The sequence below is a fragment of the Mesorhizobium sp. M0058 genome (genome assembly GCF_040323095.1).
Taxonomy (GTDB): Bacteria; Pseudomonadota; Alphaproteobacteria; order Rhizobiales; family Rhizobiaceae; genus Mesorhizobium.
Genome location: NZ_JAMYUQ010000001.1, coordinates 407,621 through 434,151, shown reverse-complemented (window position 1 = coordinate 434,151; position 26,531 = coordinate 407,621). Strand labels below are relative to the sequence as shown.

General features: G+C 63.5%; 18 protein-coding genes. 3 read left to right on the top strand and 15 right to left on the bottom strand.

Annotated features, from left to right (window positions below):
- Positions 1-50 precede the first annotated feature (50 nt).
- The 4 genes from NKJ75_RS02165 to NKJ75_RS02150 form a co-directional block, all read right to left on the bottom strand.
- Positions 51-935 carry a transglutaminase family protein gene (locus NKJ75_RS02165; RefSeq protein WP_023683456.1) on the bottom strand — a complete coding sequence of 295 codons (885 nt, stop codon included), beginning with the start codon at positions 933-935 and terminating at the stop codon, positions 51-53.
- Between the two features lies 1 nt (position 936).
- Positions 937-3,348, bottom strand: a complete 2,412-nt coding sequence (locus tag NKJ75_RS02160) for a circularly permuted type 2 ATP-grasp protein (protein ID WP_023696879.1) — start codon at positions 3,346-3,348, stop codon at positions 937-939.
- A gap of 6 nt (positions 3,349-3,354) precedes the next feature.
- Positions 3,355-6,714 (bottom strand): transglutaminase family protein, encoded by a 3,360-nt coding sequence (locus NKJ75_RS02155; protein WP_352499091.1) that lies wholly within the window; start codon positions 6,712-6,714, stop codon positions 3,355-3,357.
- A 248-nt stretch (positions 6,715-6,962) separates the two neighbouring features.
- Positions 6,963-8,159 carry an acyl-CoA dehydrogenase gene (locus NKJ75_RS02150; protein WP_023751298.1) on the bottom strand — a complete coding sequence of 399 codons (1,197 nt, stop codon included), beginning with the start codon at positions 8,157-8,159 and terminating at the stop codon, positions 6,963-6,965.
- Between the two features lie 106 nt (positions 8,160-8,265).
- On the opposite strand from NKJ75_RS02150, the gene NKJ75_RS02145 reads away from it, so the two are divergent.
- Positions 8,266-9,177, top strand: a complete 912-nt coding sequence (locus tag NKJ75_RS02145) for a LysR family transcriptional regulator (RefSeq protein ID WP_286439811.1) — start codon at positions 8,266-8,268, stop codon at positions 9,175-9,177.
- An 11-nt stretch (positions 9,178-9,188) separates the two neighbouring features.
- Here NKJ75_RS02145 and NKJ75_RS02140 read toward each other — a convergent pair whose 3' ends face one another.
- The 9 genes from NKJ75_RS02140 to NKJ75_RS02100 form a co-directional block, all read right to left on the bottom strand.
- Complete coding sequence (locus NKJ75_RS02140; protein ID WP_023714001.1) at positions 9,189-9,371, bottom strand: hypothetical protein; 183 nt, start codon at positions 9,369-9,371, stop codon at positions 9,189-9,191.
- A 65-nt stretch (positions 9,372-9,436) separates the two neighbouring features.
- The gene (locus NKJ75_RS02135; protein ID WP_352499090.1) at positions 9,437-11,758 is read right to left on the bottom strand and encodes a Tex family protein; all 2,322 of its coding nucleotides are present in this window, start codon (positions 11,756-11,758) and stop codon (positions 9,437-9,439) included.
- A gap of 114 nt (positions 11,759-11,872) precedes the next feature.
- On the bottom strand, positions 11,873-13,054 hold the full coding sequence (locus tag NKJ75_RS02130; protein WP_352499089.1) for a serine hydrolase domain-containing protein: 1,182 nt from the start codon (positions 13,052-13,054) through the stop codon (positions 11,873-11,875).
- 33 nt (positions 13,055-13,087) lie between these two features.
- The gene (locus NKJ75_RS02125) at positions 13,088-14,284 is read right to left on the bottom strand and encodes a serine hydrolase domain-containing protein (protein WP_023754993.1); all 1,197 of its coding nucleotides are present in this window, start codon (positions 14,282-14,284) and stop codon (positions 13,088-13,090) included.
- Between the two features lie 62 nt (positions 14,285-14,346).
- A complete protein-coding gene (locus NKJ75_RS02120; protein WP_023671767.1) occupies positions 14,347-15,381 on the bottom strand; it encodes an ABC transporter substrate-binding protein in 1,035 nt (344 codons plus the stop codon).
- Between the two features lie 23 nt (positions 15,382-15,404).
- Entirely contained in the window at positions 15,405-16,205 is an 801-nt protein-coding gene (locus NKJ75_RS02115; protein WP_023671766.1) for an ABC transporter permease, read from the bottom strand.
- Positions 16,198-17,118: an ABC transporter permease gene (locus NKJ75_RS02110; protein WP_023683466.1), complete on the bottom strand. Its 921-nt coding sequence runs from the start codon at positions 17,116-17,118 to the stop codon at positions 16,198-16,200. The genes NKJ75_RS02115 and NKJ75_RS02110 overlap by 8 nt, the downstream gene beginning before the upstream one ends.
- Positions 17,119-17,120: 2 nt before the next feature.
- Entirely contained in the window at positions 17,121-18,221 is a 1,101-nt protein-coding gene (locus tag NKJ75_RS02105) for an ABC transporter ATP-binding protein (protein WP_023683467.1), read from the bottom strand.
- 156 nt (positions 18,222-18,377) lie between these two features.
- Positions 18,378-20,057: an amidohydrolase gene (locus NKJ75_RS02100; protein ID WP_352499088.1), complete on the bottom strand. Its 1,680-nt coding sequence runs from the start codon at positions 20,055-20,057 to the stop codon at positions 18,378-18,380.
- Between the two features lie 277 nt (positions 20,058-20,334).
- Here NKJ75_RS02100 and NKJ75_RS02095 point away from each other — a divergent pair, with 277 nt between their 5' ends.
- Entirely contained in the window at positions 20,335-20,988 is a 654-nt protein-coding gene (locus tag NKJ75_RS02095; protein WP_023686329.1) for a TetR/AcrR family transcriptional regulator, read from the top strand.
- Positions 20,989-21,012: 24 nt separating this feature from the next.
- Positions 21,013-22,044 carry a histone deacetylase family protein gene (locus tag NKJ75_RS02090; RefSeq protein WP_023725145.1) on the top strand — a complete coding sequence of 344 codons (1,032 nt, stop codon included), beginning with the start codon at positions 21,013-21,015 and terminating at the stop codon, positions 22,042-22,044.
- A gap of 87 nt (positions 22,045-22,131) precedes the next feature.
- On the opposite strand, the gene NKJ75_RS02085 is transcribed toward NKJ75_RS02090, so the two are convergent.
- Positions 22,132-23,325, bottom strand: a complete 1,194-nt coding sequence (locus tag NKJ75_RS02085; protein WP_023744235.1) for a TMEM43 family protein — start codon at positions 23,323-23,325, stop codon at positions 22,132-22,134.
- 60 nt (positions 23,326-23,385) lie between these two features.
- Positions 23,386-26,292, bottom strand: a complete 2,907-nt coding sequence (locus tag NKJ75_RS02080; protein ID WP_023833556.1) for a M16 family metallopeptidase — start codon at positions 26,290-26,292, stop codon at positions 23,386-23,388.
- Between the last annotated feature and the right edge of the window lie 239 nt (positions 26,293-26,531).

The window sequence follows — 26,531 nt, the reverse complement described above, 5'->3', positions numbered from 1 at the left end:
ACCGAGCATAACGGGCATGGCCGTTGTTGAGAAGCTGTGCTTCGAGGCTGTCAGGCCTTCTCGAGCGCGACCGGGATGACGTCGACGGCCTGGTCGCCGACCTGGCCGCCGGTGGTTTTCAGCACGCCGACGATCGGAGCCACGTCGGAATAGTCGCGGCCATAGCCAACGGTGATGTGGTCGTTGCTGGCCCGCATGCCATTGGTCGGGTCGAATTCCTGCCAGCCGGCATCGCGCCCACACCACACCTTGACCCAGGCATGCATGGCATCGGCGCCTTCGAGCCGCGGCTTCCCTTTCGGGGGAATGGTGCGCAGGAAGCCGCTGACATAACCCGCAGGAATACCTAGCCCGCGCAGGCCGGCGATCATGATGTGGGAGAAGTCCTGGCACACGCCCCGCTTCAAACGGAAGGCATCGCTGGCCCCGGTACGCACCGTGGTCGCTTCCCCGTCATAGGTGAAGTCGCGGTGGATGCGGTTGCACAGATCGATGGCCATGCCGACCGTCGAGCCGCCGGCGCTGTCGCGGGCATAGGCGGTGATCGCCGCATCGATGCCGGCATGATCGCTGGCGGCGAGAAAGTGATGCGGTGCATCCGGCGCCAGTGACCGTACGGCGCCGAGTTCTTCCCGCAGGCGCTGCAGATCGGGCGACACGTCGAGCCCAGGCTCCGGCCGTGACACCGACACGCGCGCGCTCATTCTGATGTCGAGCCCGTCATGGACGTCGCGAAAGGCGATCGCGGTGACATTGTTGCCGAAGAAATCGGCAAAATCCGTGCGCTCCGATGGGGTCGGCACAAACGAAAGCGAGGCCGCGATCACGCGCTGCACGCCGGCAATGGTCGGCGGCAATACACGCACCTGATGCCGGCTGCCACCGGCCGCGGCGTCATAATCGTAGCTGAGATGAAGCCTGATATCGTACAGCATGTTAACCGAAATACGCTTTAGCCAGGCTGCTATAGAGGTTGCCGATCTCAGTTGCGAGATCGTCCAGCACCTCCGCCGACATCTCCGATGGCTCCATGACGGCAATTGCCGTGTTGAGCTGCAGGATTTCCTTGGCCGCGACCGACATATGCCCCTCCGGCCCAACCGATGGCAACAGGCCGATCTCCGCCTTCAGCCGTTCGAGCTGGAACAGGATCGAGCGCGGGTTGAGTGGGTCGAGCGCCAAGAGGTCGATCACCGTGCGCCGTCCGGCCCGCACCGGATATTGCCGGCGGTGGGTCATGACGCTGTCGCCGATCTCCAGCATCATGTCGAGCGAGCCGTCCGGCGCACCGGACCTTGTCAGTCGGGCTAGCGTACGGGCGATCTGGATGCCGCGCTCGATCCGCCGGCCGATCTCGAGGAAACGCCAGCCGGTGAAACGGTACATATTCTCGTGCAACAGGCCAGAGAAACCGGCGAGCTTGCGCAGCATGACCGTCATCGCCCGTGTCGCGTCGTCACCCGGCGCCACCGTGGTGGCGAACTGATGAATGGTCTTCGACAGGTCCTTCAGCGCCAGCCAGCCATCGGGCGAAAAGCGGTCGCGGATCTGTCCGGCGCTGTAGACGGCGCTGTCCAGCGTGCCGATCAATCCGGGCGGAATGGCCGCTTCGAGATCGATGCCGAAGGGTTCGAGATAGTCCCTGATATCGGCGAGCAGCAGCATGTCAGGATCGGACGTCTCGGCCAGCCGCACATGATAGGCGCGCAGGATACGCACCGTATCTTCCGAACGCTCGATATAGCGGCCGAGCCAGGTCAGGTTTTCCGCCGCGCGGCTGGGCAGGCTGCCCGGCATGGTGCGGACGAAGCTGTCATGCTCCTGCGGCAGCAGCGTCTCGCGCTCGACCGACCGGTCGCTGACCACCCAGACGTCGGCCGCCTGGCCGCCGCGCTGCATGGCGATGGCCGTCGGGTCGAGCGAAAGGCCGACACGGGCGAAACCGCCGGGCATTACCGTCCAGCCATCGGGCGTGCGCGCGAGATAAACGCGCAGGCTTGCCGGCCGTGGCTCCAGCCAGCCGCCGACATAGACCGGCGTCGTCGACAGCGTCACCGCTTCCTGGCCGACGAAACCGCTGCCATCGCTCTCGATGCGCGCGATCAGCGCGATGCGTTCCTCCGGCGTCAGTGCCGAACCGAGCCTGGTCTGGCCGTCATCCTCAAAGGCCAGCCGCGTCGACAGCGCCGGACCGATCACCATGCGATCGATATTGGCAAGCACATGGGCCCGTTCGGTTGCTTGCCCGCACCACCAGGTCGCCACGCTTGGCAACAGAAGTTCTTCGCCGCGCAATGCGCGCGAAATCTTCGGCAGGAAAGCGAGCAGCGCCCGGGTTTCCATCAAGCCCGAACCCAGCGCATTGACCGTCGAAACCGTGCCGCGGCGGATCGCCTCGACCAGCCCCGGGGTGCCGATATGCGAGTCTGGCCGCAGTTCCAGCGGATCGGCGAAGGCGGCATCGAGCCGCCGCCACAGCACGCTGATCGGCATCAGCCCCGAAACCGTGCGCACCATCAGCTTGCCGCCGGCGACGGTCAGATCCTCGCCCTCGAGCAGCATGATGCCGAGATAGCGGGCGATATAGGCGTGCTCATAATAGGTCTCGTTGAGCGGCCCCGGCGTCAGAATGGCGACGCGGCCGTCATTCTCCTTCGCCATGCCGATCAGAGCATCGCGAAAGCGACGGAAGAAACCGGCCAGGCGATGCACATGCATCTCGCCATAGATGTCGGACAAAGCCCGCGTCGTGGCGACGCGGTTTTCCAGCGCAAAGCCGGCGCCCGACGGTGCCTGCGTGCGGTCGCCCAGCACCCACCAGCTTCCATCCGGTCCACGGCCGAGCTCGAAGGCGCAAAAATGCAGGAAATGACCGCTGGCCGGCATGGTGCCGACGACGGGGCGCAAATATTCGGGGCTCGCCGCAATCAGGCCTGCCGGCAGGATTCCCTTCTCGATCAGCCGGTTCGGGCCATAGATATCAGCGACTATCTCCTCGAAAAGCTCGGCGCGCTGGACGAGACCGGCGCTGATCCCGGCCCATTCCTTGTCTTCGATCAGCAGCGGGATATGCGCCAGTGGCCATTCGCGCTCGTTGGCGCCGGCCTTGTCGTAGACGCGATAATAAACGCCGGCGTCGCGCAGATACTGGTCGGCGCGGGCAAAGCGCTGGCCCAGCTTTTCGGGACCCAGCTCCTCCAGCGCCTCGATGAAGGGCGCCCAGGCCGGACGCGGATGGCCCGAAGCATCGACCATCTCGTCGACGACGCCGTCAATCGGCTGGTAGTGCTCCAGCAGACTGTGCCTCAGCGGCTTGCCGCGGACCTTTTTCTGATTCCCCTTTGCCATCGCTGATCAGAGTCTTGCTGGCCGCCTGAGGTCAAGGGTCATGGGGAAGTCTTCAGAGGCTTCTTCATTGCGCAGCACATAGGCCGACGGCGTATGGCCGCGCGGCTCGAAGCGGGCGAGACGCCTCGCCTCGGCCTCATTGCCGTTGACCGGGAACGTGTCGTAGCTGCGCCCACCTGGATGCGCGACATGGTAGACGCAGCCGCCCACCGCCCGCCCCGACCAACGGTCGTAGATATCGAAGACGAGCGGCGTGTTGACCGGCAGCGCCGGGTGCAGGCCCGACGAAGGCTGCCAGGCCTTGAAGCGCACACCGGCTACCGCGACCTCGCGATTGTCGGTGACCTTCATCGGCACGATTCGGCCATTGCAGACAATGGCATGGCGTTCCGGGTTGAGGCCTTCGGTCCTGACCTGCAGCCGTTCGACCGAGGAGTCGACGAAACGCACAGTGCCGCCGATTGCGCCTTGCTCGCCCATGACATGCCACGGCTCCAGCGCCTGCCGCAGTTCCAGCTTGATGCCGGCATGCTGGACTTCGCCGCAGAACGGAAAGCGGAACTCCAGCTGGGCATCGAACCATTCCGGCCGGAATTCGAAACCGTTGAGCTTGAGGTCGTCGAGCATGTCGAGGAAATCCGCCCAGACATAATGCGGCAGCATGAACCGGTCATGGAGCGAGGTGCCCCAGCGCACGAAGCGGCCATCAAGCGGGTTGTTCCACGCACGGGCGATGATGGCGCGCACCAGCAATTGCTGCGCCAGCGACATGCGCGCATTGGGCGGCATCTCGAAACCGCGGAACTCGACAAGCCCAAGCCGGCCGGTCGGGCCATCGGGCGAAAACAGCTTGTCGATGCAGATTTCCGAGCGGTGCGTATTGCCGGTGACATCGGTCAACAGGTTGCGAAACAGTCGGTCGACCAGCCAAGGCAGCGGTGTGTTGCCCTGGCCCGGATGCGGCACCTGCGCCATCGCGATCTCGAGTTCGTAAAGCGAGTCGTGCCGCGCCTCGTCGAAGCGCGGCGCCTGGCTGGTCGGGCCGATGAACAGGCCGGAAAATAGATAGGACAGCGACGGGCGCCGCTGCCATTGTAGCACCAGGCTCTTCAACAGATCGGGCCGGCGCAGGAACGGGCTGTCATTGGGCGTCGCGCCGCCGACGACGACATGGTTGCCCCCGCCGGTACCGGTGTGGCGGCCGTCGATCATGAACTTGTCGGCGCCAAGCCGCGTCTGCCGTGCTTCCTCGTAGATCGCCGTCGTCGTCGCCACGCAGTCCTGCCAGTTGGCAGCCGGATGGATGTTGACCTCGATGACGCCGGGATCGGGTGCCACCCTGATAACGTTGAGGCGCGGATCGTGCGGCGGTCCATAGCCTTCGATATGCACGGGAAGGCGGATCGACTTGGCCGCGTTTTCTGCGGCTGCGACCAGTTCGAGATAATCTTCCAGCGCCTCGACCGGCGGCATGAACACGCAAAGCCGCCCGTCGCGCGGCTCGACCGAAAGTGCTGTACGCACCGCGCCGCCGATCTCGGTGATCTCCTGCTCCACCCGGTCTTGCTGGCCGGTCGTCGCAGTGAACGATACCGCCTGCTGGCGCCGCGCCATCTCGTCGGCGCCTTCCAGTTCGGCCGGAGCCGGTTCTGGCAGTATGGCTTCCCGCGCCGGCAGCGGTCCACGCGGCAGCGACGGATCGACCGGCACGATATAGGGGAACTGTGCCGGCGGCACATAAGGCAGCGTGCCCAGCGGCAGGCGGTAGCCGACCGGGGAATCGCCCGGCACCAGGAACAGCCGCCCGCGCCGCGTCTTCCATTTCTCCGAGCGCCAGCGCGGGTCCGATGCCTGGCTGTTCCAGCGCTGGACCGGCAGCACATAGCCGGATGGCTTGGTCAGCCCGCGCTCGAACACTTTCGCCATGCGGCTGCGCTCTTCGGGGTCTTCCAGTTTGGAGTTGGACGGATCGACATTGTCGGGCAGCTTACCTTCCTTCAGCAGCCATTCGGCCGGGTCCTCATAGGCCTCGCTGACCATCGCCTTGTCGATGCCGAGTTCGCCGGCGATTGCCGTCAGCAGGTTTTCCGCCTGCTGCGGCCCGACCTTCGCATCGCTCTTTTCGCGCGCGATCAGCGACGGATCGCTCCATACCGGCTGGCCATCGGTGCGCCAATAGAGCGAAAAGGTCCAACGCGGCAGGCTTTCGCCCGGATACCACTTGCCCTGGCCGTAATGGAGGAAGCCGCCCGGCGCGAAGCGTTCGCGCAATTTACGGATCAGCGCATCGGCCTTTTCGCGCTTGGTCGGGCCGACGGCGGCGGTGTTCCACTCGGCGGACTCGAAATCGTCGATCGACACAAAGGTCGGCTCGCCGCCCATGGTCAGCCTGACATCACCCGCTTGAAGTGCGGCGTCGACCTTGTTGCCCAGCGCATCCAGCGCCTGCCAGCTTTCGTCCGAGAATGGCTTGGTGATGCGCGGATGTTCGGCAATGCGGTCGACACGCATGTCGAAGCCGAACTCGACATTGGCAAAGCTCGCCATGCCGGAAATGGGCGCGGCGTTGCGGAAATGCGGCGTGGCCGCCAGCGGCACATGGCTTTCGCCGGTGAGCAGGCCGGACGTCGGATCGAAGCCGATCCAGCCGGCGCCCGGCAGATAGACCTCGCACCAGGCGTGCAGGTCGGTGAAATCGACAGCGGTTCCGGCTGGGCCATCGAGCGCGACCAGATCGGGCTTCAGCTGGATCAGATAGCCGGAGACGAAACGCGCGGCGAGGCCGAGATTCCTGAGGATTTGCACCAGCAGCCAGCTCGAATCCCGGCACGATCCCTTTTTCGCGGCCAGCGTTTCCTCCGGCGAGAACACGCCGGTTTCCATCCGCACGATATAAGCGATCTCCCGCTGCAGCCGCGCATTGAGGTCGACGACGAAATTGACGGTGTTGGTGGCGCTACGGTCGATGGTTGCGAGGAAAGCAGACAGCAGCGGCCCCGCCGGCTCCGGCGTGCGGTAGATGGCGAGATCGTCCCTGATGTCTTCGGGGTACTCGAACGGGAAGGTCTCGGCCGATGGCTCGACGAAGAAATCGAACGGATTGTAGATCGTCATGTCGGCGACGAGGTCGACCTCGATCTTCAATTCCGTCACCGGTTCCGGGAAGACGAAGCGGGCCAGGAAATTGCCGTAGGGGTCCTGCTGCAGATTGACGAAGTGGTTCGCCGGCCCGACCTTCAGCGAATGGCTGAGCACCTTGGTGCGGGAATGCGGTGCCGGCTGCAGCCTGATGACCTGGGGCCCGAGAACCACCGGCCGGTCATATTTGTAATGGGTCAGGTGGTAGACGGCTGCCAGTATTGCCATGGGGCCCCGGAGATCGGCGTTTCTTCAGCCGAACCCTGACACATCTATTGGCCATTCTCCAAGCAGAGATGTTGCGCTGCACCTAAATTAAGCAGCCGAAGCCGGCTACGCTGTGTCGAGATTCAGGTCAGGCCGAGTCGAAAATGGCTGATACCGAGAACCGGAGCAGAGCGTACTTTTGGTACGCGAGCACCGGAAGCGCAGGTATCGGCCATTTGCAGGCCGGCCTCACTTGAATTCGGCACAGCTTAGAAAAACGCCTGTATCCCCGTCTGAGCCCTGCCAAGGATCAGCGCATGCACGTCATGCGTGCCTTCATAGGTGTTGACCGTCTCCAGGTTCTGCGCGTGGCGCATGACGTGGTAGCCGATCTGGATGCCGTTGCCGCCATGCATGTCGCGGGCCTGGCGGGCGATGTCGAGCGCCTTGCCGCAATTGTTGCGCTTGACGATCGAGATCATCTCCGGTGCCATCTTGCCCTCGTCCATCAGCCTTCCGACCCGCAAGCTGGCCTGCAGGCCCAGCGCGATCTCGGTCTGCATGTCGGCGAGCTTCTTCTGGAACAGCTGCGTGCCGGCGAGCGGCTTGCCGAACTGCTTGCGGTCGAGGCCATATTGCCGCGCCCGGCGCCAGCAATCGTCGGCCGCGCCCATCGCGCCCCAGGAAATGCCGTAGCGCGCGCGGTTGAGGCAGCCGAACGGACCGCCGAGGCCCTTGGCGTTGGGCAGCAGCGCATCTTCGCCAACCTCGACGCCTTCCATCACCACTTCGCCGGTGATCGACGCGCGAAGGCTGAGCTTGCCGCCGATCTTCGGTGCCGAAAGCCCCTTCATGCCCTTTTCCAGCACGAAGCCGCGGATTTCGTCCTTGCCGTTGTCGCCCTTGAGCTTCGCCCAGACGACGAACACATCGGCGATCGGCGCGTTGGAGATCCACATTTTCGAGCCGGAAATCCTGTACCCGTTCGCGGTCTTCTCGGCCCGCGTCTTCATACCGCCGGGATCGGAACCCGCATCCGGTTCGGTCAGGCCGAAGCAGCCGATCCATTCGCCGGAGGCCAGCTTAGGTAGAAATTTCTTGCGCTGTTCTTCCGAGCCATAGGCATGGATCGGATACATCACCAGCGACGACTGCACGGACATCATCGAGCGGTAGCCGGAATCGACCCGCTCGACCTCGCGCGCCACCAACCCGTAGGTGACGTAATTGGCGCCGAGCCCGCCATATTCCTCGGGAATGGTGATGCCGAGCAGGCCGGCCTCGCCCATCTCACGAAAAATGCCGGCGTCGGTCTTTTCCTCGAGATAGGCCTCCTCGATGCGCGGCGCGAGCTTGTCGGCGGCAAAGGCGGCCGCGCCATCGCGCACCATGCGCTCATCCTCGGAAAGCTGGTTCTCGATCAGGAAGGGGTCTTCCCAGACGAACGCGTTCTTGTCGGCGGCCATGGCTTCGCTCTCTCCCAAAATCTTGAAGTGCTCGGGCTTATCCACCTCCGCTTCGGAAAAATCAAACAAAATTGCATCACAGATCAATGAGGTTTAGTAATGGATCATGAACGTCCAACGCCGGCTTTTACCCAGCACCAGCGCCCTTGCCGCCTTCGAGGCCGTGGCCCGCCTTGGCTCCTTCACCGCTGCCGCCCAGGAACTCGATTTGACCCAAGGGGCCGTCAGCCGCCAGATAGCACTTCTGGAGGAACAGTTCGGCCGCCGGCTGTTCGAGCGCGACAGCCGCAATGTTCGGCTGTCCACGGCGGGCGAAATCTATGCCGAAGCCGTGCGGGCGGCACTCGGGCAATTGCGCGACGCCGCGCTCGGATTGATGAGCAATCGGCATAGCGGCATGCTGAACCTCGCCATACTGCCGACCTTCGGCACGCGCTGGCTGATGCCGCTGATCCCGGATTTCGTCGCAGAAAACCCTGACATCACCATCAACTTTGTCACCCGCATCGGCCGCTTCGACTTCGCCCGCGAGCGGCTCGACGCCGCCATCCATCATGGCCAGCCCGACTGGCCGGACGCCGACTCCACGCTTCTGATGCGCGAGACCGTAATGCCGGTGGTCTCGCCAGACTTCCTTGCCAGCCGCGATATCACCACGGCGGCCGACATCAGCCGCCTGCCGCTGCTGCACATGGCGACGCGTCCCGGGGCCTGGGGCGAATGGTTCGAGGAACAGGGCTTGAGCGCACCGATCGGACCCGGCATGCAGTTCGAGCAATTCGGCACCGTTGCCCAAGCCTGCATGGCGGGGCTTGGCGTCGCGCTCCTGCCGCAAGTTCTTATCGCCGGCGAATTGCAGCGCGGTCAGCTCGTGCAGGCGCCGGGACAGCCGATGCAAAGCCGCAGCGCCTACTACCTCGTCGTCCCGAACGACAAGCGCGGCCACCCGCCCGTCGTCAGCTTTCGCGACTGGCTGCTGGGCCAGGTTGAGAAGGAACCGGCCGTTCTGGCCTGGTAGCTACTTCCGCTTCATCGGCTCGGTTTCCGGCTGGAAGCGCAGCGTTTTTGCGACTTGCGTTCGGCAACTTTCGCATCGAGCTTGCTTTTGATCCGGGCGAAAGCCTGGTCTCCATCGACCGAACTGCCACTCGCCATGCCCCCGTCCCAAAGACGCCCCAACTCTTGGACACTCACTTTCTCGAAACTTGCCATATCGCGCGTATCTCCACACAAGGATGGTAGATAACGCTCTAGCGATTGCAAGGAACCATTCGAGGCTACTTCCGCTTCAAGGCATCGGCCAGCGCCGCACCAAACGCGCCTTGCTGTGCCGGTCCTTCCGGCTGACGCTGCGGCATCGGCGAAGGTTGCGCCGGCTTGCCGCCGCCATTGTCGCGCGGCCCCTTCGGCGTCCCGCCCTCGCCGCCGTCCTTGCGCATGGACAGCGCGATGCGCTTGCGCTTGATGTCGACATCGACGACCCGCACCTTCACCACATCGCCCGCCTTCACCACCTCATGCGCGTCCTTGATGAAACGATCGGCCAGTTGCGAGACATGCACCAGCCCGTCCTGGTGCACGCCGATATCGACGAAGGCGCCGAAGGCCGCGACATTGGTGACGGTGCCTTCGAGAAGCATGCCGGGCTTCAGATCCTTGATATCGTCGACGCCGTCGGCAAAGGTCGCCGTCTTGAAGCCGGGGCGCGGGTCGCGGCCGGGCTTTTCCAGCTCCGCAATGATGTCGCGCACCGTCGGCAGGCCGAACCGTTCGTCAACGAAGACGCGCGGATCGAGCGCCTTGAGCGCGGCACTGTCTCCCATCAGCGAGCGCACATCGCGACCGCAGGCAGCGACGATCTTCTTGGCCACGCCATAGGCTTCCGGATGGACCGACGAGGCGTCGAGCGGCTCGCTGCCATTGGCAATGCGGAGGAAGCCTGCGGACTGTTCGAACGCGCGCGGGCCGAGCCGCGCTACCTTGAGCAGTTCCTTGCGGCTGGCGAACGGCCCGGTCGCATCGCGATGCGCGACAATGGCATCGGCAAGCGACGCGCCCAGGCCTGACACGCGGGCCAAGAGCGGCGCCGAGGCGGTGTTGAGATCGACGCCGACAGCATTCACCGCGTCCTCCACCACCGCCTCCAGCGAGCGGCCAAGCCGGTACTGGTCGACATCATGCTGGTACTGGCCAACGCCGATCGATTTCGGCTCGATCTTGACCAGTTCGGCGAGCGGGTCCTGCAGGCGCCTGGCGATCGACACCGCACCGCGCAGCGACACGTCGAGCCCGGGAAACTCAGCCGCCGCTGTCGCGGAGGCCGAATAGACCGAGGCGCCGGCTTCGCTGACGATCACCTTGAGCGGCTTTGGCCCACCATCCGAAGGCATGTCGGACAGCATGTCGGCGACCAGCTTTTCAGTCTCGCGGCTGCCGGTGCCGTTGCCAATCGAGATCAGCTCGACCTTGTGCAGGCGGATGAGCTTGGCGAGCTCCGCCTGTGTGCCGCGCACATCGTTCCGCGGCGGAAATGGATAGACCGTCGTCGTCGCCAGCACCTTGCCGGTGCCATCTACCACCGCGACCTTGACGCCGGTGCGGATGCCGGGATCGAGCCCCATGGTCGGACGCGATCCTGCGGGCGCTGCCAGCAGCAAATCCTTGAGGTTGCGTGCAAAGACATGGATCGCCTCTTCCTCCGCCCGCTCGCGCAGGTCACGCATCAAATCGAGCGTCAGGTGCAGCGAAAGCTTGATCCGCCAGGTCCAGCCGGCGACTTCCATCAGCCAGCGGTCGCCCGGCAGGCTGCCGCCGATGGCGTAGGCATTGGCGATCATCCGCTCGACCGGCTTCACCGGCGAGGCATGGTCGGCATCGACCTCGATGTCGAGCGACAACACCTCTTCGTTGCGGCCGCGCAGCATGGCCAGCGCACGGTGGCTCGGAACATTTGCCCAACGCTCGACATGGTCGAAATAGTCGGAGAATTTCGCCCCGGCCTCCTGCTTGCCGTCGACGACACGGGCACGCATGAAAGCGCGCTCCTTCATGTAGGTTCGCAATTTGCCGACCAGATCTGCATTTTCCGCGAACTGTTCCGACAGGATGTCGCGTGCGCCTTCCAGTGCGGCCTTGGCGTCGGTCACATCCTCGGTCACATAAGCCAGCGCCGCCTCGGCGGGCACCAACGACCGGTTGGCCAAAATAGCCTCCGCCAATGGCCCCAGCCCGCGCTCCCGGGCGATCTCGGCCTTGGTGCGCCGCTTGGGCTTGTAGGGCAGGTAGATGTCTTCCAGTTCAGCCTTGGTGGCGGCAGCCACAATTTTGGCCTCAAGTTCTTCGGTCAGCTTGCCCTGCTCGCGGATCGAACCGAGAATGGTATCGCGGCGCGCATCGAGTTCGCGCAGATAGGCCAATCGCTCGGCAAGGTCGCGCAATTGGGTGTCGTCGAGCCCGCCGGTGACCTCCTTGCGGTAGCGCGCCACAAACGGCACCGTCGCGCCCTCATCGAGCAGCCCTATAGCTGCCGATGCCTGCTCCGGCCGCGCCCCGATCTCTGCCGCGATGATGGATGCGATGCGTTTGCTGTCTGCTGCCATGCTGGTCCCTGTCGCAAAGAGCGGCGACCATAGGCGCTGATGTCCGTCACGCCAACCGCAGTGTTCTCAAGCGTCAAAGAGGTCCACAGGAAAGCGCCTTGCTTTGGCTCGTCCTCAGACCATCCCGCTCAGCGCCTCGAAAAAGGCAACGATCTCGCGTTCGAGCGGATAATCTTCAGGCACCGGCTGCGACCCCATTTTTGCAATCACCACTTCCATCTTCGGATCGACGTAGAGCCATTGGCCGTGGATGCCGATGCCGCAGAAGGCGCCGTTTGCCGCCCCCGTCTGGTACCATTTGTTACGGTAACGGCCCTTCGGGAACAGATGCACCATCGTGCCGCGCTGCCAAGTCTCCGCGCTGCCGCCGGCAACGGTCGTATCCCGCACCCAGCCTTCCGGCACGATGCCGCGGCCATTGGCCGTGCCGCCCTGCCGCATCATCTCGCCGATACGCGCCAGGTCGCGCGGCGTCACCGAAATGCCGCCGGCGGTGCGCGCCGTACCTTCCATGTCGACGCCGATCGAAGCCTCGCTGACAGCACCCAGCGGTAGCCACAGTTTCTCGCGCATCAGGTCCGGGAAGCGCTGGCCGGAAGCTCGTTCGAGCAACAGGCCGAGCAGATCGGAATTGGGCGAACGGTAGCGGAAGGTTTTGCCGTGCGGTTCTTCGAGCCGCTGCAAGGTCAGAATGAATTCGCGCAAGCTTTCAGTGCCGCCGCCCGGATTCCACAGCGTAGCGCGACGGTAACGGGCAAAGGCGCTTTCGGGATCGAGATAGGCCTCCTCGAAGTCGAGGCTGACGCTCATGTCGAGCACATGCCGGCAGCTTGCATCGGCATAGGCCGAACCGACGGCTTCCGGAATGTACTGGGTCACCGGCGCTTCCGGGTCGAACACGCCCTCGCCTTCCAGTATTCCGGCGATGATCGCGGTGACCGATTTGCTGATCGAAAAGATGATGTGACGGGCGCCGAAATCCATATTGGGCGCGAACCAGTCGCCGATGACCTTGCCAGCCTTCATCACCGTCAGCGCGTCGCTGGTCGAACGTGTGAGGAATTCGGCCACCGTTTCCGGGGCGCTGGCGATCGAAACCTTTTCGCCGAGCAGGCCGCTCAGGTCCCGCACCGGCGCTTCGACGCTTCCCGGCGTCGCCGCCACGGGAGCGGTCGGCACCAGTTCGCCAAGGTTCTGGAATGACCAGCGGTTGAAGGGGTTTTCGCGCCAGTTGGAGAGCAGCACCTCATTGCGGGCAAAGCCGTAGCAGATCTCGAACGCAGTCTTGCCAGTCATGAACGTTTCCTCGGAGGGATGATTTGTTGTGGGTCAACCAAGCGCCTTGGCGATGGCGTGCACCGCCTTCAGCGTTGCCACCGAATAGGCGACATTGCTGAAATCCGGATAGCTTGAAAGCTTGACCACGACCATGCCGGTGTCCCAGTCGATATGGATCATCTGCCCGAACACGCCCCGGCACATCAGCGCGCGTGAGCGCGGGTCTTCGATCCAGAACTGGTTGCGATAGCTGCCTTCGGGCAGGCTCGGATTGAAGTCCGGCCCATGCCTGCCGTTGCGCGTCGCCTCGACCCAGTCGGCCGGCACGATGCCGCGGCCCTTGTCGAGGATCAGCTGGCCGAAGCGGGCGTAATCGCGCAGCGTCGCGTTGAAGCCGCCATCGGCCAGCGCATAGCCGGCGCTGTCGACCGTGAAGCAAGCGCTTTCGTCGGCGCCGAGCTTTTGCCACAGCTCCTCGGACACCAGCTGCGCCAGCCGTTTACCGGTGACCCGCTCCATGATGAAGGCAAGCACGTCGGTCTCGATCGAGCGGTACTCGAACGCGGCGCCATGCGGCCGCACCTTGTCCTTCAGCTGCAGGATCAACTCGAACAGATGCGGCGGCCATTGGAAATCCGGATCGCTGTCCGGCGGCACCGGCTTCCAGCCCGTGGCGACATCAACCTGGCCGATGTCGGAGTAACGGTCGGTGTATTCCTCGGAAAAGCGCACGCCGGTGGTCATATCGAGCACATGCTGCACGCTGGCGCCGTCCCAGCCGGTCGCGCCGAGCTCCGGCAGATAGGCGGTCACCGGTTTGGCCGGGTCGATCAAGCCGCGCCCAACCAGAATACCGAACACGGTGCCTGTTACCGACTTCGCCATCGACTGCGACAGATGCAGCGTGCGCTCGGCCATGCCGTTGAAATAGCGCTCATAGGCGACCTTGCCGTCTTTGAGCACCAGGAAGCCGTCCGTGTAGGTCTCGTCGAGCAGGCCAACGAGCGTCGTCGGACGGCCCTTGCTGTCTTCCACCGGCAGCGCGTCGAGATCGGTCTCTGCGCGCTCAAGACGATGGCGATGGCCGTTACCGCGCCAGACCTCGATGGTCGGCAGGAATTCGCGGATGTGTTGGAAGGCCCAGCGATTCCATGGCGGCCGGTCCCAGTCGAGCTTCGGCAGCACCATTTGAGGCGGCGAGCCCTGCATGATCGACGGCCGCGGATCGCTGTTGCGATAGGAGTCCATGAAAGCCATTCCGGAAAAGAAAAGACCCGGCGGCGCATGCCGCCGGGTCTGTCAGACTGCGGTTATTTCTGCAGTTCGGTCCAGATCTTGGTGTAGATGTCCTGGATCTCAGGCGCGCACATCTTCTGGAATTCGCCTTGTGCCTTCGCAGCCTCCGGAATGACGACTTCCGGGGCATCCTTCATATCGGCCGGCATGTACTTGTCCGAGCCGGTAATGGCGTTTGCGTAGCGATGGAAGGCCGAGAGGCCGGCCGCGTTTTCCGGATCCATGATGAAGTTCTGGAACAGCTTGGCGTTCTCGACATTTTTGGCTTCCTTGAGAACGACGACGTTATCGCTCCACAGGCCGTAGCCTTCCTTCGGATAATTGTAATGGATGGCCGGATTGGCCAGCCGCTGACGCAGCGCCGAACCGTTCCAGTCGCTGGTCGCCTTGAAGTCGCCGGCGCCCATCTTTTCGATGGTGTTGTATTCCATGGCGATCCAGTTCGGCTTGGCCGCGACAAGCGTGTCGCGCACCTTCTTCAGCACCGTCTTGTCGTCGGTGCACTGCTGGCCGCCGACATATTTGATCGCCGCGAAGATAACGTCATTCATCTCGGGAACGACATTGGTCTTGCCCTTCAGCTCGTCCGGCGTGTTGAAGATGATGCCCCAGCTGTCGGCTGGTCCCTTGTAGGCATCGGTGTTGACGACGACGCCGACGGTGCCCAGCGCCCACGGCACGGAATATTTGCGGCCGGGGTCGAAGTCTGGATTGGCCCATTCCGGCGCCACGTTCTTGAAGTTCTCCATCTTGCCCGGATCGGTCTCCTGCACGAGGCCCTCCTTGATCCAGATCGGCACGTAGGTTTGCGACGGAACGGCGATGTCGAAGCCGGTGCCGCCCTGGCGTACCTTGGCGAGCGCCGTATCGTTGGAATCGTAATCGGTGATCGTCACCTTGACGTTGTATTTGGCTTCGAACTTTTTGATCACATCGGGGCTGGTATAGTTGCCCCAATTGTAAATGTTCAGCTCGCCATCGGCGCGGGCCAGGCTCGTCGTTGCGAGCAGCGCCAACCCGATGGCGGCTGTCGTTGTTTTCCAGTTCATGGTTTTAGCTCCCATTTGTCGGTTCAGTCTCTTTTCCTGCTGACGAAGAAAAACAACGTGACGATCGCGACCGAAAGCAGCAGGAAGGCGGTCGATATCGCGTTGATCTCAGGCGTGATGCCGCGGCGGATCTGGCCGAGCATGTAGGTGGGCAGCGTATCCTGGCCGCCCGATTTGACAAACTCGGTGATGACGACGTCATCGAGCGAGATGACGAAGGCCAGCATCAGTCCGGCCAGTATGCCGGGCCACAAAAGCGGCAGCGTGATGCGGCGGAAGGTCTTCCAAGGCGTCGCGTACAGATCGGCGGCCGCGCGCTCCAGCGTCAGGTCCATGTTTTCCAGCCGCGCCCGGATCGGCAGATAGGCGAACGGGATGCAGAACGCCGTGTGCGCGGCGATCAGATAGCCAATGCCGGAATAGCCGGTGAAGATCTTGATGCGCGAGAAGAAGATCAGCAGCGCCACGCCGGTGACGATCTCGGGTACCATCAGCGGCTGGTTGATCGCCGCATATTTGAAGGTGAGGCCCGGATAGGACGCGGTGCGCGTGGTGGCGAGCGCGGCCATGGTGGCAAAGATTGTCGACAGCACCGCAGCGACGGCGCCGATCTGGAACGAGCGTAGCGTCGCGTCGATAACTTGCACGTTCTGCCAAGCCGACTGGAACCAGCGCATCGAAAAGCCGCCCCATTCGGACGTCGAGTTCGCCGCGTTGAAGGCATAGGCGACCAGCACGATGATCGGCAGATAGAGCACGATAAAACAGGTCGCAGCGATCACCGTGAAGCCGGTCTGGTGCTTGATGGAAAAGTTCTTAGCCATGCCGCGCCCCCGACTTGCCGGCATTGCGCACATAGGCAAGCAGCGCCACCATGACGATGATCATCACCGTGATCGACAGCGCCGAGCCGAGCGGCCAGTTGCGGCCTTGGCCGAACTGCAATTCGATCAGGTTGGACAGCATCATATTCTTGCCGCCGCCAAGCACGCTCGGCGTCACATAGGCGCCAAGGGCTGGAATGAAGACCAGGATGGAGCCGGCAATGACGCCGGGTTTGACCAGCGGGAAAATGATCTTCCGCAATACATTGAAACGGGTCGCGTAGAGGTCGTAGCCCGCCTCGACGAGGCGAAAATCAAGCTTCTCCATGCTGGCATAGATCGGCAGCACCATCAGCGGCAGATAGACATAGGCCATGCCGATCAGAATCGCCGTGTCGGTGAAGAGAATCTGCACCGGCGCTGAGACGATACCAAGCTTCATAAGGATGGTGTTGATGATGCCTTCGTTGCGGATGATCTGCAGCACGGCGAAGGTGCGGATCAGAAGGTTGGTCCAGAACGGAATGGTGATCAGGAACAGCCAGAGATCCCTGGTTTTCTCGCTGCGCGTCGCCATGAAATAGGCGGTTGGAAACCCCAACGCCAAAGTGGCGATCGTCGTTATCACCGCCAGCTTGATCGAGCGCCAGAAGATGGTGACATGCGCTGCCGCAAGCGAAAGCGTATCGTCGAAAATGTCGCGTTCCATGAACACCGACAGCCAGGCATCGGGCGAAAACTGCCACTTCACATCGCCATAGGGGCCAGGCGTCAGGAACGAGTAGATCAGCACGATCAGCAAGGGGCCGGTCGCGGCGAGGAAGATCACCAGCAAGGCTGGCGCTGACAGCAGCCAGCGGTCGCGCACATCGCGCCGCTCCGCTGCCTTGGCGACTTGTTCCGCGGTCGCCATGATCAGTCCTTCAGCACTTGCGCGGCGTCGTTGCCGATCATGATGCCGATCTGGCCGCCCTGCACGAAGCCGTCACCGGCGCCGCGGCTGTTCTGACGCCGCACGATGAACGGCTCGCCACCGGCAAGGCGCAGATGGAAGTGCGTGTCGGTGCCGAGATAGACGATGTTTTCGACGGTGCCGGACAGCGAAGCGATCGGGCTGGCCGTGCCCAACTGCGCATGCTCTGGACGCACGACGATGGTGACCTTGCCGCTGGGGCTGAAGCCTTCCGGCAGCGAGGCTGGGATTTCCACACCAGACGGCAGCTTCACCGTCGCCCGGCCACCAGTCGCGCTAACCACATCCGCCTTGAGGAAGTTCGACTCGCCGATGAAGTCGGCGACGAAACGCTCGGCCGGCCGGTCGTAGATGTCGCGCGGCGAGCCGACCTGCAGGATTTTGCCCGACGACATCACCGCGATGCGGTCCGACATGGTCAGCGCTTCCTCCTGGTCGTGGGTGACGAAGATGAAGGTAATGCCCGTCTCGTGCTGCAGCCGCTTCAATTCGATCTGCATTTCCTTGCGCAGCTTGTAGTCGAGCGCCGAGAGCGGTTCGTCGAGCAGGAGCACCTTGGGCTGCGGCGCCAGCGCCCGGGCGAGCGCCACGCGCTGCTGCTGGCCGCCGGAGATCTGGCTGGTTCGGCGACCCGCCAGCGCCTCCATCTTCACCAGTTTCAGCATCTCGGCGACGCGCGCCTTGATCTCGGCCTTCGGCTTGCCCAGCATTTCCAGGCCAAAGCCGATATTGTCGGCGACCGTCATATGCGGGAACAGCGCGTAGGATTGGAAGACGGTGTTGACCGGCCGCTTGAAGGGCGGCAACGGCGCGATGTCCTGACCGTAGAGGAGGATTTCGCCGGCGGTTGGAAAGTCGAAGCCGGCAATCAGCCGCAGCAACGTGGTCTTGCCGCAGCCGGATGGTCCCAGCAGGGTGAAGAACTCATTCTCGCGGATGGATACCGAGACCGTATCGAGGGCAGCGACCTGCCCCTCACCCGATCCGAAAATTTTACTGACGTTTACGACTTCAATTGCATTCCGATCCGGTTTTTCCGGCACGATACGCCTCACTGTTGACCCCGCTCTTGCTGGCGGAGTTTTTCCCCTGTTCGATGTGACCACACGGCCGGTAGGTTGGCAAGTCCGGCATTGAATCACAGTTCAGTCGGTCATTTCGTCTTGCAAGCGGCAAGCTGTGCAAGCCGCATGCCATTGTCAGGCCTGGTAGGTGACCTTGCCACCGCAGACCGTCGTCACCGGTCGCAGCTTGTGCAGATCGGCGGGCGCCGTCTTCTCGATATCGGCCGACAAAACCACCAGATCCGCCATGTAGCCGGGTTTCAGAACGCCTTTGCGATGCTCGGCGAATTCGGCACAGGCGCCCTCGACCGTGTAGGCGGCAATCGCTTCCTGCAGCGAGAAACTCTGGTCAGGATCGCCTTCTGCCCATGGTTTGCGCTGCACTGCCGCCTGAATGCTCAGGATCGGGTCGATCGCCGCCACCGGCCAGTCCGAGGCGAACACGACATGGGCGCCGGCGCTTTTCAGGGTGCGCCAGGCATAGCTCAGCGGCCAGCGGGCCGGTCCGATGCGTGACACCGTCGGCTCCAGTGGAAAATCCATGGCGCCGGGCGGATGCGACGGCTGCATCGAGGCGATGACGCCGAGTTCGGCAAAACGCGGCACGTCGGCTGCTGTGGTGACCTCGATGTGCTCAACCCTGTGCCGGCTGTCGCGCTTGCCATTGAGCTTCTGCGCTGCCTCGTAACCGTCGAGCACTGCGCGCACCGCGCCGTCACCGATCGAGTGCACCGCGATCTGCAGCCCGCGTTTGTCGATAGCCACGGCGAGATCGATAAATTGCTGCGGCGTGAACAGCGGCTCGCCGACCCAGTCGGGACGATCCGCATAGGGTTCGACCATAACAGCGGTCCAGGAATCGAGCACGCCGTCATAGAACACCTTGACCATGCCCGATGACAGCCACTCACTGTGGTAGCGCTCGGCCATGACGGACGCCTTCTCGAGCATGTCGAGTGTCATGAAATTCTTGTAGTGGAACGGGATCTTGACGCGGCAGGGCAATCCCTCCTCGGCCTCGATCTCGGAAAGCAGTTCGAGCTGGTAGAGATTGCCGTCCATGTTCTGGATCGAGGTGATGCCGTGGCGCGCGGACCATGCAAGCCCGCGCCGCATGATGTCACGGTCAGCGGCCCGCTCGGCGGCCGACGGCATTGGGTCGGGCTCACCGCCGGTCGACAGCCCCAGCCGCACCCGGCTTTCGCCGGCAAGGTCGAGCACCGGACCGAAGGCCTCGCCCTCGCGCAATTCGCCCGCGGCCAGGCCGTCGCCACCCATCACGATCTCGTTGCCCGGACCGAGCGTGCGTCCCTTCAGGATGCCGGCTATCTCCAACGCCTTGGTGTTGGCCCACATCGTATGGTGGTCGGGCGCTGCCATGCAGAAGGGGCGGTCGGGCAGGATGGCGTCGAGATGATGGCGTGTCACCCGCTCGTCGCCGAGCACGGTGTAGTCGACGCCCTGGCCCACAAGCATTTTCGCCTCGGGCCGCGTCGTTGCGTAGTCGCGGATGGCGCTTTGAAGCGCCTCGAAGCCATGGATACCGCCGAGTTGAAGATGCGCGAGCTCGGCCCCTCCCGAGAACAGATGCATGTGGGCTTCGATGAAACCGGGCAGGACCGAACCGCCCTTGGCGTCGATCACCTCTGTGGTCGTTCCCTTGAGTTTTTCGATGGCGGCGTGGTTGCCTATGGCGATGATGGCGCCGTCCTTGACGGCAATCGCATCGGCGGCGGGATTGTCATCGTCCATGGTCCGCACGCGACCATTGATGACGATCAGATCAGCATTTTGACCCGCACCCGTGACAGACATCGCGACTCCGCGCTTTTGACGACTGGCTGAGACCGACAACCCTCTTGTCCGACAAGCTGCCACTCCGCTGGAGCGGCGTTATCGGACGAAAACTGATGCCAGTGCGCTGTTTCGAAATTCCCCTTGTGATCTCTCAAAACAGCGTGGATAAAAGAATGCGACTAATTATTCGCGTTTGTCAACGTGCCGAATTTCGAATGTATTGTGGACAACACACCACGCCAATGTTGAGACCGGGACCTGTGTTGAAACCGGCAGGGAACGAAGGCATCAATCCGTGAAGCGCAGTCTCAGCCGCGAAACCAGGATGGCGCTCGAACCGCGCAAGCAGCCGCGGCAGGAACGGTCGAGCAAGGTGGTCGACCGGATACTCGACGCGGCTTTGATCCTGACGCGGGAGCAGGGAACCAAGACGCCGACGACGCTCGCCATTGCCCGGCGCGCGGGCCTGTCGGTCGGTTCGGTCTACCAGTACTTTCCCAACAAGGAAGCCATTCTCCTCGACCTCGCCCGGCGCTGGCTGTCGTCGTTTCCCGAGGTGATCGCCAGGCGCATCGAGGTCACCCCACCCACCAACCGCGACGAGTTTCGGCAGGAGGTGCGCAAGCTCTTCATCGATACCTCCAGAATATATCTCGAAAACGCCACCCTGATGCCGGTGATCGAGGCGATATCCGGCAATGCCGACCTCAGGCCGATCCAGGACGAATATGACGAGCAGATCATCGCGCTTTACGCCGCGTGGCTGCAGCATGTGAACCCGGCCCTTGAAGACAAGATCGCCAGCCGGCTCGGCGTGCTGATGATGGATGTCGGGCACGCCTGCCGGCTTGTGGGGTTGAAGCGGGATCGCAAGACATACGACCTCATCGAGGACGATGTGGAAAGAATGTGGCTCGCTTTGGTCACCCCCTATCTCAACCTTGACTGATTTCGCTATTTCGAGAGGAAATTCATGAAGACTGTCTATTCGCCGCTTCATACCGGCCATGCCGGCCAGATGGAACTGGTCACGTCGGCAATCGTGCCGGGTTTCGAAAAGCCGTCGCGGGCCGAGTTCATCAAGGCGCGGGTCGAGAGCGAGAAGCTGGGGCCGATCATCGGACCGGTCGAGCACGATCTCACAGCCGCCAAGCGCATCCACAAGGCCGACTATATCGACTTCCTGCCGACCGTCTGGCCGGCGTGGAAGGCCGCCGGCTTCGAGGGCACGGCGATGCCCTTCACCTGGCCGACGCGCGGCCTGCGCGGCGACGTGCCACCCAAGCGCGTCGACGCCTTGCTCGGCTACTATTCCTTCGACGCCGGCGCCACCTTCGTCGAAGGCACATGGACCGCGATCAAATCGTCCTACGACGTGGCGCTGACGGCGGCGGCCTTGGTCAAGGGTGGCGAGCGGTCGGCCTTCGCGCTCTGCCGCCCGCCCGGCCATCACGCCGGTGCCGGGTTCATGGGCGGCTACTGCTACATCAACAATGCCGCGGTCGCCGCGCAGTGGTTCCTCGATCAGGGCGCAAAACGCGTCTCGATCCTCGACGTCGACTATCACCACGGCAATGGCACGCAGGAGATCTTCTATGAACGCGCCGACGTGCAGGTTCTCAACCTGCATGGCGATCCCATGGTGGAGTATCCGTTCTTCCTCGGCCATGCCGATGAACGCGGCGCCAGCGCCGGCGAAGGTTTCAACGTCAATTATCCCATGCCCTTCGGCACCAATTGGGACGCCTGGAACGCCTCGCTGGAGGATGCCTGCGCCAAGCTCGCCGCCTACGCCCCCGATATCGTCATCGTGTCGCTCGGCGTCGACACCTTCGAGAAGGACCCGATCAGCCAGTTCAAGCTGAAAAGCCCGGACTATCCGAAGATCGGCCATCGCATCGCCAAGCTCGGCCTGCCGACGCTGTTCGTGATGGAAGGCGGCTACGCCGTCGAGGAGATCGGCATCAACGCCGTCGGCGTGCTCACCGGCTTCGAGGACAAATAGGAAAGCAATTCCAGGATAAGTGTGAGGCGGTTTTCCGGCCGGAATTGCGCCAAGGAGATATGGGGCGGCTCCGGCCGCCCCGACCATCTAGGCGGCCGCAGCCGGGTTGGGTGCAACCACCGGAACGGCTGGCCTTCGCAACCGGCCGATGCGGTAGACAATCACCGCCGCAATCACGCCTGTCGCCAGGATGGCCACCGCCAGCAACGGCCGGTACCAGAACCAGGCAATCGCAATCGTCACCGTGCCGACCAGGATCGCCAGGACGAAGGCGATAATGCCGGTACCCATCCGCGCCATGCTGCCGAGGAAGGGTATGACATCGAGGATCACCCCGATCGGGCTGAGGAACAGCGCAAAGCCTATGGTCAGCAACAGCAAGCCGGCGCCGCGCAGCAGCCAGGTGATCAGCGTGTTGGCGCTGACGGCGTCGGCGAACATCTTTTCGGCCGGGACGTTGCCGGTGTCGACCATCAGCAGCGCATCGCCGGCTTGCGTCTGGTAGGGCTCGAAGCGGCTGTCGGCCTGGCGCGCGATGATGCTGATCACGCCCAGCGGCGCCAGTTCGTAGCCGATGCGATAGTCGCCCAAAGCGGGCGTCGTGTTGTCATTGCCGAGAAAAATCTTGCCATCGACGATGCTGAGCGGTTTCGTTCCGGTATAGGCAGCCTTTATCGCCGCCGACTGGTCGGCTGAGAGCGAATAGTCCTTGTCACCCTCGATACGGTCCAGCACTGGCGTATCGAGATCGAAGGCGACAAGCTTGCCCTCAGGAATCTGGAAGGTCCGGCCGTGGATTTCCATCGGCGGATTCTGGTGGCCGTCCGGCTTCTTGAAGTCCGACGAGTCGATCTGGCTGTCGTCCCACACCTTGGAATAGCTGTAGGTGGTCACCGTCTCTTCGCCACCGCCGAGCTTCTTGGTCGTCTCCGACTTGGACTCTTCCTTCCACTGATACATCTCGACACTGCGCGACAGCCGCAGCCCTTGCGTGGCGATGCCGAAATCCGGATCCGCCAGGCCGCTGTCCGCCGTCACCAGTCCGCTGACATGAACCAGCTTGCCGTCATTGGCGGTATCGACGCTGTCGGCGCCGACCGAAACCACCGCTCCAGAACCTTCGGCCAGCGAGCGCGCCGTCTGCACGGCGCGGCCTTCGTTCCAGAACAGCCCGATCACCATCAGCACGATCAGGATAAGGCCGAAGATGACCCCGCCGACCGCGCGCTTGATCCGCCCGAACCACGAGACGGACGTTACTTCCCGAAATGAATCGCTCATCGTTTCCCCGAAACAAAGTTGCCCAAGATTTAAACGCGGCCGGCGGCCGCCTCGTATCGATCAGTCGGCGTGGATCTGCGCGCCGCAATCCCTGTCGCCGGCGCAGGCGTGCACCGCGCGTGTCGTGCCGCCATCGCCAACCCGCCACGGCGAGGCAGACAGCGGCGCCTGGCGATTGCCCCCGAGAAGATCGAGCGCCCGCATCGCCGTGTCTTCGCCAGCCTCGTCACGCTTGACGATCTCGACGTCCTTGAGGCCGATCGCGGCAAGCTGCGGCATCACCACATCGGGGTCGCCCGCCACCACGATCAGCGACGGATCGAGCGACGCCAGGGCCAGCGCCTGTTTCTGAACCGCATCGAGCGTCAGCTTTGTGCGCGCCGCCATGCGGGTTTGCTGGTCCTCCAGCGTCGATCCGCTGCCGACCGCGCCAATCAGCGAGGAGAACAGACCAGCCGACGTCTCGGCCGATCCAGCCAGCGCCCGGCGATAGACGGTCACCGTGCGGTCGACCTCGTCCTGCGCTACCGGCAAGGTTGTCAGGCCGGCAAATCCTTTCAGGATTTCGGTAATCGCCGGCCCGGTGTTGGCGCGCTCGACGGTGGTTGCCACGACCAATCCCGAGCCGGCCTTCATCGGGCTCATCAGATAGCTCGACACGCCATAGGAGTAGCCCTTCTCCTCGCGGATCACCGAATTCAGCCGGCTGGAGAAATCGGCGCCAAGCAGGTTGGAGACCGCGGTCGATTCAGCGCGCTCGCTCTCGTCGGTGCCGGGCGCCGGCCGCGCCACGAACAGCGCCGACTGGCTGGCGCCGGGTTCGGGCACCAGCAGCACTTTCTGTCCCCCGTTGAAATGCGCCGCCGGCGACGGCTCGACGGCATAGCCGGCGGTGTCGCTTGTCCACGCGCCAAATGCTTTTTCAAGGCTGGCGGCGACGGTCGCGACCGGCATCGGGCCGACGCTGTAGAAGGTCACCGCCTTCGGCGTGAACTCCGCCTTGAATGCGTCCCTCGCCTCGTCGAGCGAGATCGAGGCCAGCGCCTTTGCCGACCAGTCCACCGCTGCCTTGCCCGGCACCTGCGGGATCAGCGTCGCCTTTGCCATGCGGCCGGCAACGCCGGGCAGATCCGCCTCGCGGCCGTTTAGCCAGTCGACCGTCTGCGCCATCAGCACCGTCCATTCGGTCTTGTCGAAACGAGGCTTCAGTACCGCGTCGGCGAGCAGCCCAATACCCTGGTCGAGCTTTTCCGGCGGCACGCCAAGCGTCATCATCGTGGCCAGCGTTCCGGCCTGGTGGCTGACGCCGGCGCCGATGTCGCTGGCCGCCTTGGCGAAATCAGCCGAGCCGCGATCGGCGGCCCCGCGTGTCGCCATGCTTGCTGCAAGCTCCAGCAATCCCTCCTTGCCTTCCGGCACGCTGTTCCAGCCGCCGGCGGCACTGGCCGCGACATAGACCATCGGCGCTTCCGGCATTGTGTAGTGGACGAGTTTGATGCCATTCGAGAGCGTCGCCGTTTCCATGGCGGGCAGTGTTGCCGAAGGCGCTTGCCCGGCCGCATGCTTCGGAATGTCGATCGCCGCTCGCTCCGGCGCGGTGAACGGCTGCGGTGTGCCGGACGAGCCGATCAGTGCATCGGGATAGCCGCCGCGCGGGCCGGGCTTCAGCACCAGCACGCTGGCGTCTTCCGGTTTCAACAGCCGCTTCATCGTTGCCTCGAGATCCGCCACGCTGGCGTCCTTCACCCGCGGGTCGTCGACCAGCGCGCTCTGCGCATCGCCGAGCACGTCGGCATTGTAGGAGACGACGCCGGCGCGATCCTTCAATGCTTCGCTGCCGAGCCGCGCTGCCTGCAAGATGCCGGTGCGCGCACGCTCGACATCGACCGGATCGAGCGGGGTCTTCAGGAAATCCGCAAACGCCGTTTTCATCGCGCTTTCCAGCGCTTCCGGCGCCACATCTTCGGCGGCACCCGCCTCGAAGGTAAAGCGGCCACCGAGCAGACCGCCGGTCCAGCTCGCGCTGGCATAGGTGGCAATGCCCAACTGCGAAACCAGCCGGTTGCGCAAAAAACCATATTCGCCGTTGCCGAGCAGTTCGGCGGCAATGCTGAGCGCACCATTGTCGGGCGACTGCGCCACCGGGCCACTGAAGCCGACCACAACGATGGGGCTTGGCACGCGATCCTCGAGCACCAGCTTGAGCCGGGCCTGCGTCGGTTCCGGCACGGCGGGCCGCGCCACATCGGCGCCGCGCGCCACGCGGCCGAACGTGTCGGCAATCAGCGCCTTGGTGTCGTCGATCTCCAAGTCGCCGACCAGCACCAACACCGCATTGTTGGGCAGATAGTAGCTGTTGAAGAAACCCCTGACATCGTCGAGCGTCGCCGCATCGAGATCGGCGACCGAGCCGATGACCATGCGGCTATAGGGATGCGGCTTCGGGAACAGCCCGGACCAGAAAGCTTCCCAGCCGGATGCGCCGGCCTTGTCGAGCACGTTCTGGCGCATCTCGTTCTTGACCACCGAGCGCTGCAGATCGAGCTTGGCCTGAGTCACCGAGCGGCCGAGATTGGCCATGCGGTCGGCCTCCAGCGACAAGATCATCGGCAGTGACGACGACAGCCCGTCGACGTAATAAACCGTGCCGTCTTCGGTGGTCCAGGCATTGATCTCGTTGCCGAGCGCGGCGTGCGCGCCGAACACGTTCGGCCAGGCCGGCGTGCCGGAAAACATCAGATGTTCGAACAGATGCGCAAAGCCCGAGCGTCCCGCGGGTTCATTCATCGACCCGACGCGGTAGCGCAGGTTCATCACCACCTTCGGCACGCGATGGTCGGGCACCAGCACCACCTGCAGCCCGTTGTCGAGCGCATAGGTAACGGTCGGCTCAGCCTTGGCGGGCGCTGCCATGCCGGCAAGAGCCGCAAGCACCACCGTGAACGCCAGGAAAACCTGCTTCATCATGACCCCCGATGCTGATGGCCGCGAGCAAGCGCCGCCAAATCCGCCGTATGACCGAAGGGATGCCCACCCCTGCCGGCTGCCGAGACCCTATCGGAATCGATCGGCCCTCGATACGGCAGTATCGCAACACCCTCTGGCTTTTTCGTGTCGGCGTTTCAGGCCTTTTGCGGCGGAAAAGGCCGCGAAAGCAGCCCCTGAGTCGCTTGAGTCCAATAATATTGATTTTGTCAAATCGCGTT

Coding starts and splice junctions, on each gene's coding strand:
- NKJ75_RS02150 (WP_023751298.1), bottom strand. CDS start 8,159: ATGGCCGCCGACAAGAACGCGTTCGTCTGGGAAGACCCCTTCCTGATC.
- NKJ75_RS02080 (WP_023833556.1), bottom strand. CDS start 26,292: ATGATGAAGCAGGTTTTCCTGGCGTTCACGGTGGTGCTTGCGGCTCTT.
- NKJ75_RS02140 (WP_023714001.1), bottom strand. CDS start 9,371: ATGGCAAGTTTCGAGAAAGTGAGTGTCCAAGAGTTGGGGCGTCTTTGG.
- NKJ75_RS02160 (WP_023696879.1), bottom strand. CDS start 3,348: ATGGCAAAGGGGAATCAGAAAAAGGTCCGCGGCAAGCCGCTGAGGCAC.
- NKJ75_RS02115 (WP_023671766.1), bottom strand. CDS start 16,205: ATGGCTAAGAACTTTTCCATCAAGCACCAGACCGGCTTCACGGTGATC.
- NKJ75_RS02125 (WP_023754993.1), bottom strand. CDS start 14,284: ATGGACTCCTATCGCAACAGCGATCCGCGGCCGTCGATCATGCAGGGC.
- NKJ75_RS02145 (WP_286439811.1), top strand. CDS start 8,266: ATGAACGTCCAACGCCGGCTTTTACCCAGCACCAGCGCCCTTGCCGCC.
- NKJ75_RS02135 (WP_352499090.1), bottom strand. CDS start 11,758: ATGGCAGCAGACAGCAAACGCATCGCATCCATCATCGCGGCAGAGATC.
- NKJ75_RS02155 (WP_352499091.1), bottom strand. CDS start 6,714: ATGGCAATACTGGCAGCCGTCTACCACCTGACCCATTACAAATATGAC.
- NKJ75_RS02100 (WP_352499088.1), bottom strand. CDS start 20,057: ATGTCTGTCACGGGTGCGGGTCAAAATGCTGATCTGATCGTCATCAAT.
- NKJ75_RS02165 (WP_023683456.1), bottom strand. CDS start 935: ATGCTGTACGATATCAGGCTTCATCTCAGCTACGATTATGACGCCGCG.
- NKJ75_RS02120 (WP_023671767.1), bottom strand. CDS start 15,381: ATGAACTGGAAAACAACGACAGCCGCCATCGGGTTGGCGCTGCTCGCA.
- NKJ75_RS02085 (WP_023744235.1), bottom strand. CDS start 23,325: ATGAGCGATTCATTTCGGGAAGTAACGTCCGTCTCGTGGTTCGGGCGG.
- NKJ75_RS02090 (WP_023725145.1), top strand. CDS start 21,013: ATGAAGACTGTCTATTCGCCGCTTCATACCGGCCATGCCGGCCAGATG.
- NKJ75_RS02130 (WP_352499089.1), bottom strand. CDS start 13,054: ATGACTGGCAAGACTGCGTTCGAGATCTGCTACGGCTTTGCCCGCAAT.
- NKJ75_RS02110 (WP_023683466.1), bottom strand. CDS start 17,118: ATGGCGACCGCGGAACAAGTCGCCAAGGCAGCGGAGCGGCGCGATGTG.